This window comes from Streptomyces sp. NRRL B-24085, from assembly GCF_001282115.1.
Classification (GTDB): domain Bacteria; phylum Actinomycetota; class Actinomycetes; order Streptomycetales; family Streptomycetaceae; genus Streptomyces.
Genome location: NZ_LJBR01000317.1, coordinates 1 through 7,937 on the forward strand (window position 1 = coordinate 1; position 7,937 = coordinate 7,937).

The 7,937-nt window shown below is 70.9% G+C and carries 6 protein-coding genes and 1 pseudogene; 5 read left to right on the plus strand and 2 right to left on the minus strand.

Annotation, left to right across the window (positions count from 1 at the left end; translation table 11 throughout):
* The first annotated feature begins 327 nt into the window (after positions 1–327).
* Positions 328–750 carry an Rv3654c family TadE-like protein gene (locus AOJ26_RS30365; RefSeq protein ID WP_234358705.1) on the plus strand — a complete coding sequence of 141 codons (423 nt, stop codon included), beginning with the start codon at positions 328–330 and terminating at the stop codon, positions 748–750.
* Here the strand turns inward: AOJ26_RS30365 and AOJ26_RS30370 are convergent.
* The gene (locus AOJ26_RS30370; protein ID WP_078960080.1) at positions 665–3,169 is read right to left on the minus strand and encodes a DEAD/DEAH box helicase; all 2,505 of its coding nucleotides are present in this window, start codon (positions 3,167–3,169) and stop codon (positions 665–667) included. The genes AOJ26_RS30365 and AOJ26_RS30370 overlap by 86 nt on opposite strands.
* A gap of 80 nt (positions 3,170–3,249) precedes the next feature.
* Between AOJ26_RS30370 and bldG the strand changes: the two genes are divergently transcribed.
* The 4 genes from bldG to AOJ26_RS30390 all read left to right on the plus strand — a co-directional run bounded on the left by bldG (position 3,250) and on the right by AOJ26_RS30390 (position 7,636).
* Positions 3,250–3,591, plus strand: coding sequence for an anti-sigma factor antagonist BldG (gene bldG / locus AOJ26_RS30375; RefSeq protein WP_006132569.1), 342 nt, complete (start codon positions 3,250–3,252; stop codon positions 3,589–3,591).
* Between the two features lie 118 nt (positions 3,592–3,709).
* The gene (locus tag AOJ26_RS30380; RefSeq protein WP_053851576.1) at positions 3,710–4,147 is read left to right on the plus strand and encodes an ATP-binding protein; all 438 of its coding nucleotides are present in this window, start codon (positions 3,710–3,712) and stop codon (positions 4,145–4,147) included.
* A 266-nt stretch (positions 4,148–4,413) separates the two neighbouring features.
* Positions 4,414–6,822: a sodium-translocating pyrophosphatase gene (locus AOJ26_RS30385; protein WP_053851577.1), complete on the plus strand. Its 2,409-nt coding sequence runs from the start codon at positions 4,414–4,416 to the stop codon at positions 6,820–6,822.
* A 214-nt stretch (positions 6,823–7,036) separates the two neighbouring features.
* Positions 7,037–7,636 (plus strand): hypothetical protein, encoded by a 600-nt coding sequence (locus AOJ26_RS30390; RefSeq protein ID WP_053851578.1) that lies wholly within the window; start codon positions 7,037–7,039, stop codon positions 7,634–7,636.
* On the opposite strand, the pseudogene AOJ26_RS44595 reads toward AOJ26_RS30390, so the two are convergent.
* Positions 7,633–7,937 (minus strand): annotated as a pseudogene (locus AOJ26_RS44595) (hypothetical protein); the annotation flags it as partial. The gene AOJ26_RS30390 and the pseudogene AOJ26_RS44595 sit on opposite strands and share 4 nt — an antisense overlap.

A 7,937-nucleotide genomic window follows, 5' to 3' on the forward strand; every position in this document is an offset into this window, starting at 1 on the left:
GGGGGAAGGGGGATGAGCGGGGGAATGCGGGAGCACGAGGGTGCCGCCGGGTGGTACGTGGTTGCCCGGTCCGGTGGTGGGCGGTTCGCCGGTGCGCGGGTGGCCGCTGTGCGGTTCGCCGACGGGTTGTTGGCCGCCGTACGGTTCGCCGACGGGCTGTTGGCCGCTGTCCGTGGCGCCGGCGTCCGGTTCGCCGTAGTGCGGCTTGGGGGAGCCCGGTGTGCGAAGGCGGGCATGGCCGGCTCCCGGTTCGCCGCAACCGGTCCGGTCTGCGCGCGGTTCTCGGCCGCCCACCTAGGCGACGCGCTGGCCGCCAACGCCTGCCGCCTGGCCGCTCGTCGGGCCCGTGCCCACCTCGTCGCCGTCCGTTCGGACCGGGGTTCGGCCACCGTCTGGAGTGTCGGTGCCATCGCGGTGCTGTGCGTGGTGTTCGGGGGCGTGCTGGCGCTCGGGCAGGCCGTCGTCGTACGGCACCGAGCGGCCGGTGGGGCGGATCTCGCGGCGCTCGCGGCGGCCGACCATTGGGCGGACGGGCCGCAGACGGCCTGCGCCCGTGCGGAGGACGTGGCGCGGGAACAGGGAGCGCGGCTCGTGCGGTGCACGATGGTCGGCGAGGTCTCCGACGTGACGGCCGCCTCGGGACGGGGGCCGTTCACGGCGGAGGTCAGGGCGCGGGCGGGCCCTGCGGGACCGGTGCTGCCGGCTCCCCGGGAGGCCCCTCCTCCGGCGCCCCCCGCAGCAGCACCGTGAGGAGCCGTACCGCTCCCCTCTTGTGCAGCGGATCGTTGCCGTTGCCGCACTTGGGGGACTGGATGCAGGACGGGCAGCCGGCGTCGCACTCGCACGAGGCGATGGCCTCACGGGTGGCGGTGAGCCAGGCGCGGGCGGTGTGGAAGGCGCGCTCCGCGAAGCCCGCGCCGCCCGGGTGGCCGTCGTAGACGAAGACCGTGGGGAGCAGCGTGTCGGGGTGGAGGGGGATGGAGACCCCGCCGATGTCCCAGCGGTCGCAGGTCGCGAAGAGGGGGAGGAGGCCGATGGAGGCGTGTTCGGCGGCGTGCAGGGCGCCGCCGAGGATCTCCGGGTCGATCCGGGCTTCGTCGAGCTGGTCCTCGGTGACCGTCCACCACACCGCGCGCGTCCGGAGCGTACGAGGAGGGAGGTCGAGTTTCGTCTCGCCCAGCACCTCACCGGTGACGATGCGTCGGCGGAGGAAGGAGACGACCTGGTTGGTGACCTCGACGGAGCCGTAGCACAGGCGGCCGTCGCCCCAGGGGATCTCGGTGTCCGTCTCCAGGACGGTGATGGAGGTCGTGTCGCGGGCGACCGTCGAGTAGGGCGGGTTCGCCTCCTGGACCAGGGCGACCGCGTCGTCCAGGTCCAGGGAGCGGACGAGATAGGTGCGGCCCTGGTGGAGGTGGACCGCGCCCTCGTGGACGGCGGTGTGGGCGGAGCCCGCGTCGACCGTGCCGAGGAGGCGGCCCGTGCCGGACTCGACGATCTGGACGGGCCGGCCGCCCTCCCCGCGGATGTCGGCCAGGTCGGCGGCCGGCTCGCGGCGGGTCCAGTGCCAGGCCTTGGTGCGCCTGCGCAGCAGCTTCGCGGCCTCCAGCTGCCCGAGCAGGCTCTCCGTCTCCGGTCCGAACAACTCCATGTCCTCGTCCGTCAACGGCAGTTCGGCCGCGGCCGCGCACAGGTGCGGGGCGAGGACGTAGGGGTTGTCGGGGTCGAGGACCGTGGACTCCACGGGCCGGTCGAACAGGGCTTCGGGGTGGTGGACGAGGAAGGTGTCCAGCGGGTCGTCGCGTGCCACCAGGACGGCCAGCGCGCCCTGGCCCGCCCGTCCGGCCCGGCCGGCCTGCTGCCACAGGGACGCGCGCGTGCCGGGGTAGCCGGAGATGAGTACGGCGTCCAGGCCCGAGACGTCGATGCCGAGTTCCAGGGCGGTGGTGGCGGCCAGACCCAGCAGCTCCCCCGAATGGAGGGCCTGTTCCAGGGCGCGGCGCTCCTCGGGGAGATAGCCCCCGCGGTACGCGGCCACGCGGCGGGCCAGGGTGCGGTCGACCTCGGCCAGCCGCTCCTGGGCGATCACGGAGATCAGCTCGGCGCCGCGCCGGGAGCGGACGAAGGCGACCGAGCGCACGCCCTGCACGGCCAGATCGGTGAGGAGGTCGGCCGTCTCCGCCGTGGCCGTGCGGCGGACCGGGGCGCCCTTCTCGCCCTGCATCTCGGTGAGCGGGGGCTCCCAGAGAGCGAACACCAGTTCGCCGCGCGGGGAGGCGTCGTCGGCCACCTCGACCACCGGGAGGCCGGTGAGGCGGCGGGCGGCGACCGACGGCTCGGCGGCGGTCGCGGAGGCGAGCAGGAAGACGGGTGAGGCGCCGTAGCGGGCGCAGAGGCGGCGCAGGCGGCGCAGCACCTGGGCGACGTGGGAGCCGAACACGCCCCGGTAGGTGTGGCACTCGTCGATGACGACGTACTTGAGCGCCTTCAGGAAGGAGGACCAGCGGGAGTGGGACGGGAGTATCCCGCGGTGCAGCATGTCCGGGTTGGTCAGCACGTAGTTGGCGTACTGGCGGATCCACTCGCGTTCCTCGAACGGCGTGTCGCCGTCGTAGACCGCGGGGCGCACGGAATTGCCCAGCGGTTGTGAAAGTTCCTTCACCGAGCGGCACTGGTCCGCCGCGAGGGCCTTCGTGGGGGACAGGTAGAGCGTGGTGGCGCCGCGGCCGTTCGGGGCCTCGGAGCCCTCCAGGAGTGTGGAGAGGACCGGTACGAGGTACGCCAGGGACTTGCCGGAGGCGGTGCCGGTGGCGACCACGACCGACTCGCCGTCCAGCGCGTGCTCGGCGGCGCGTGCCTGGTGGGCCCAGGGGTGATCGATGCCGCAGGCCTGGACGGCCGCGATGACCTCCGAACGGATCCGGTCGGGCCAGACTGCATGGCGACCCGCACGTGGGGGCAAGTGCTCCGTATGAGTGATGCGCGCAGCCCGGTTCGGCCCGGCGGCGAGCCGGTCCAGGACCGTGCTCGGCGTGGGGCGGGGACCGGCGTCCGTCGAGGGTCGATCGGATCGGAGATTCTTGGCCATCGGCACCGAGTGTGTCACTGGCGTGACGGACAATGGGACCAAGGCGTCGTGCACGCCTGCCGGTAAGTGATTGAATGCCATCGCGGCTGGCGAACCGTCCCGGGGGCTCTGCCGAGGTGTCCCGAGGGGCGACCGCTCGATAGCAAGGTGCTGGAGGATCCGTGGACCTGTCCCTGTCGACCGAGACCGTCGGCGATCGCACGATCGTCAGGGTCGGTGGCGAAATCGACGTATATACCGCGCCCAAGCTGCGCGAGCAGTTGGTCGAGCTGGTGAACGACGGCAGTTTCCACCTTGTCGTCGACATGGAGGGCGTGGACTTCCTCGACTCCACCGGGCTCGGCGTACTGGTCGGCGGACTGAAGCGGGTGCGCGCCCATGAGGGCTCGCTGCGCCTGGTCTGCAACCAGGAGCGCATTCTCAAGATCTTCCGTATCACCGGCCTCACCAAGGTGTTCCCGATCCACACCTCGGTCGAGGAAGCGGTGGCGGCGACCGACTGACCCGTTCCCGGGCCCGTGCCCGGAGCGCCAGAAGGACGCCGACAGAAGCAATGGAAGGGGTCCGGGCTTTCGGCGGCCCGGTCCCCTGACAGCACGCCCGTAGTTCCGAGGGGGACGCATGGCCACCGTTGAACTCCGTTTCAGCGCGCTGCCCGAGCACGTCAGGACCGCCCGACTGGTGGCGGCAGCGGTGGCGCGCAGGGCCGGAGTGGACGAGGCCGTCCTCGACGAGGTCAGGCTCGCCGTCGGCGAGGCCTGCACCCGTGCCGTCGGACTGCACCAGAGCGGCGGCATCACCGCGCCGGTCCAGGTGCTGCTGATCGAGGAGGAGAAGCAGTTCTCCATCGAGGTCGGCGACGAGGCACCGCGCTCGGCCCCGGGCCACCGGGCGCCGGGCGCACCGGGCGAGGAGCCCGACGCGGAGACCGAGGAGGACGAGATGGGCCTCGCGGTCATCAGCGGCCTCGTCGACGACGTCGAGGTCACCGCAGGGGAGCATGGCGGACAGATCCGTATGACCTGGCCGACCACGCCGCCGGCCGCGACGCTTCCCTGACGCGTACCCCGTTTTCCTGCACCGAAGGGCCCTACCCGTTAGGGCCCTTCGGCATGTCACGGGGCCATTTCTGTGTCTACAGTGGTCCGTGGGTCCATTTCGTGAAGCAATTCACGATCAAGCGAATGGATCACAATGCCTTCAGGGCATTACTGCTTTCAGGTTCCGTAAAGGCTAATTCCGTTTACCGCGCCCTGTTTTGATCACGGCGGGGTACCTACAATCCGTCCACATCTTGAGCTCAGCCCAAGCGTCAAGGAGGACGAATGGCGGGGCTTTCTACCCCTGATCAGTTGGACCAGCCCACAACCACCCTCGCGGCCGCGGTGCTCACCGACGACAACCGGGTGCTGATCGCGGTCATCGCGGTCGTCGCCCTGGCGGCGCTCGTCGTGGCAGGCGTCCTGGTGCGCCAGGTGCTCGCGGCCGACGAGGGCACCGACAGCATGAAGAAGATCGCGGCGGCGGTCCAGGAAGGCGCGAACGCCTATCTGGCCCGCCAGTTGCGCACGCTCGGCGTATTCGCCGTCGTCGTGTTCTTCCTGCTCATGCTGCTGCCCGCGGACGACTGGAATCAGCGCGCAGGCCGATCCGTGTTCTTCTTGATCGGTGCGGCGTTCTCGGCAGCCACCGGCTATATCGGCATGTGGCTCGCCGTGCGCAGCAATGTGCGTGTGGCCGCGGCGGCGCGAGAAGCCACTCCGGCGGAAGGCGAGCCGGAAAAGGATCTCACCGCCGTCTCCCACAAAGCCATGAAGATCGCTTTCCGTACGGGCGGCGTCGTCGGCATGTTCACGGTGGGGCTCGGTCTGCTGGGCGCCTCCTGCGTGGTGTTGGTGTACGCCGCCGACGCGCCGAAGGTCCTGGAGGGCTTCGGTCTCGGCGCGGCGCTCATCGCGATGTTCATGAGGGTCGGCGGCGGCATCTTCACCAAGGCCGCCGACGTCGGCGCCGACCTGGTCGGCAAGGTCGAGCAGGGCATCCCGGAGGACGACCCGCGCAACGCCGCGACCATCGCCGACAACGTGGGCGACAACGTCGGCGACTGCGCGGGCATGGCGGCCGACCTCTTCGAGTCGTACGCCGTGACGCTGGTCGCCGCGCTGATCCTCGGCAAGGCGGCCTTCGGCGACTCCGGACTCGCCTTCCCGCTGCTCGTCCCGGCGATCGGCGTGATCACCGCGATGATCGGCATCTTCGCGGTGGCCCCGCGCCGCTCCGACCGCAGCGGCATGTCCGCGATCAACCGCGGGTTCTTCATCTCCGCGGTGATCTCGCTCGTGCTGGTGGCGATCGCCGTCTTCGTCTACCTCCCGGGGAAGTACGCCGACCTCGACGGCATCACCGACTCGGCGATCAGCGGCAAGGACGGGGACCCGCGGATCCTCGCGCTCGTCGCGGTGGCCATCGGCATCCTGCTCGCCGCCGTCATCCAGCAGCTCACCGGCTACTTCACCGAGACCAACCGCCGCCCGGTCAGGGACATCGGCAAGACCTCGCTCACGGGGCCCGCCACCGTCGTCCTCGCCGGTATCTCCGTCGGTCTGGAATCGGCCGTCTACACCGCCCTGCTGATCGGCCTCGGCGTCTACGGAGCCTTCCTGCTCGGCGGCACGTCGATCATGCTGGCGCTGTTCGCCGTGGCGCTGGCCGGCACCGGCCTGCTCACCACGGTGGGTGTGATCGTCGCCATGGACACCTTCGGGCCGGTCTCCGACAACGCCCAGGGCATCGCCGAGATGTCCGGGGACGTCGAGGGCGCGGGCGCGCAGGTGCTCACCAACCTGGACGCCGTCGGCAACACCACCAAGGCCATCACCAAGGGCATCGCCATCGCCACCGCGGTCCTCGCGGCGTCGGCGCTCTTCGGGTCGTACCGTGACGCGATCACGACCGGCGCGCAGGACGTCGGCGAGAAGCTCAGCGGGGCGGGCGCGCCGATGAGCCTGATGATGGACATCTCGCAGCCCAACAACCTCGTCGGCCTCATCGCCGGCGCGGCGGTCGTCTTCCTCTTCTCGGGGCTGGCGATCAACGCGGTGTCGCGGTCGGCGGGCTCCGTGGTCTACGAGGTGCGGCGGCAGTTCCGCGAGCACCCCGGGATCATGGACCACACCGAGGAGCCGGAGTACGGCAAGGTCGTCGACATCTGCACCAGGGACGCCCTGCGCGAGCTCGCCACGCCCGGGCTGCTCGCGGTGACGGCACCCATCTTCATCGGGTTCACGCTCGGGGTCGGCGCCCTCGGCGCGTTCCTGGCGGGCGCGATCGGGGCGGGCACGCTCATGGCGGTCTTCCTCGCCAACTCCGGCGGTGCCTGGGACAACGCCAAGAAGCTCGTCGAGGACGGCCATCACGGCGGCAAGGGCAGCGAGGCCCATGCCGCGACCGTGATCGGCGACACCGTCGGCGACCCCTTCAAGGACACCGCGGGCCCCGCGATCAACCCGCTGCTGAAGGTGATGAACCTGGTGGCGCTGCTGATCGCCCCCGCGGTGATCAAGTTCAGTTACGGCGACGACAAGAGCATCGGCGTGCGCATCCTCATCGCCGTGCTCGCGTTCCTCGTGATCGCCGGCGCGGTCTTCGTCTCCAAGCGGCGCGGCATCGCCGTGGGTGACGAAGACAACGACAAGAAGGTGGCCAAGTCGGCGGACCCCGCGGTGGTTTCGTAGGTCCTGGCACGAGGCCCAGCTCAAAGGGCGGGCGTGCGGCGCGCGTTCAAGCGCCGCACGCCCGCCCTGCGCGTGCGCGCCGCCCGGCCGTGAGGCTTCTCTCTCCTGGTGCAAAAGCCGCAGAAGGCTCCTATACGGGATTTTCGGTGTGTGAGTGTGGTGCGTGCGCTGTGTAAGGTCCGGGGGCTGAGAGGCCACGGAAGGGACCGATCCGGTGAACAAGAAGCTCGCGGCCGCACTGTCCGGCGGTGCGGTACTGGTGCTGGCACTGACGGGATGCGGTGGCAGCGAGGACAACAAGGAACTCGACGCCTGGGCCAAGAAGGTCTGTGACCTGGTGCCGGCCCAGAACAAGAAGATCACGGCGGCCTACGACGCGATCACCAAGGCGGCCGAGGACACCGAGAGCACCCCGGCGGAGCTCCAGAAGGCCGACTCCCAGGCCTTCCAGGACCTGTCCGACGGCTACAAGGCGCGCGCCACGGTCATCAAGAACGCCGGGGCGCCTCCCGGTGCCGAGGACGGCGCGAAGAAGCTCCAGGAGGCCGTCAAGCAGCTCACGGCCCTCTCGGCGTCCTACGCCGACATGAAGACGCAGGTGGACGGGCTCGACACCAAGGACCAGGCTAAGTTCGCGACCGGTCTCAAGGACGTCTCCGCCGAGATGACGAAGGTGGAGACGCAGCGCCAGACCGCGCTCGCCGCGCTGAAGGACCTGGAGTCGGGCGACACCAAGAAGGCACTGTCCGAGCAGTCGGGCTGCAAGCCGGCGTCCACGTCACCGGAGGCGTCCGCTCCGGCGACGGACAGCTAGACGCGCACGGGGGCGGACGGCTGGACGCGTACGGCGGCATGCGGCGGCGGACAGTCGGGCGCGTCCGTGACCGACGGCCGGGCGTGTCGCGCGGCGGACGTCCGGGCGTGTCCGGCGTCGAACGGCCGGACGTGGCCGGGGCGGGCCGGGGTCAGGGCGGCTGAGCGCCTGCTCGGCCGCCGGTGGTCGGCCGGGTCGTGCCGTGCGGCCGGCGAGTCGTGCCGCGAGTCGCCCGTCGGGGCGTGTCGCGCGGCGGGCGCGGGCCACAATGGGGGCGTGAGTACCTCCAGTCTGCCCACGC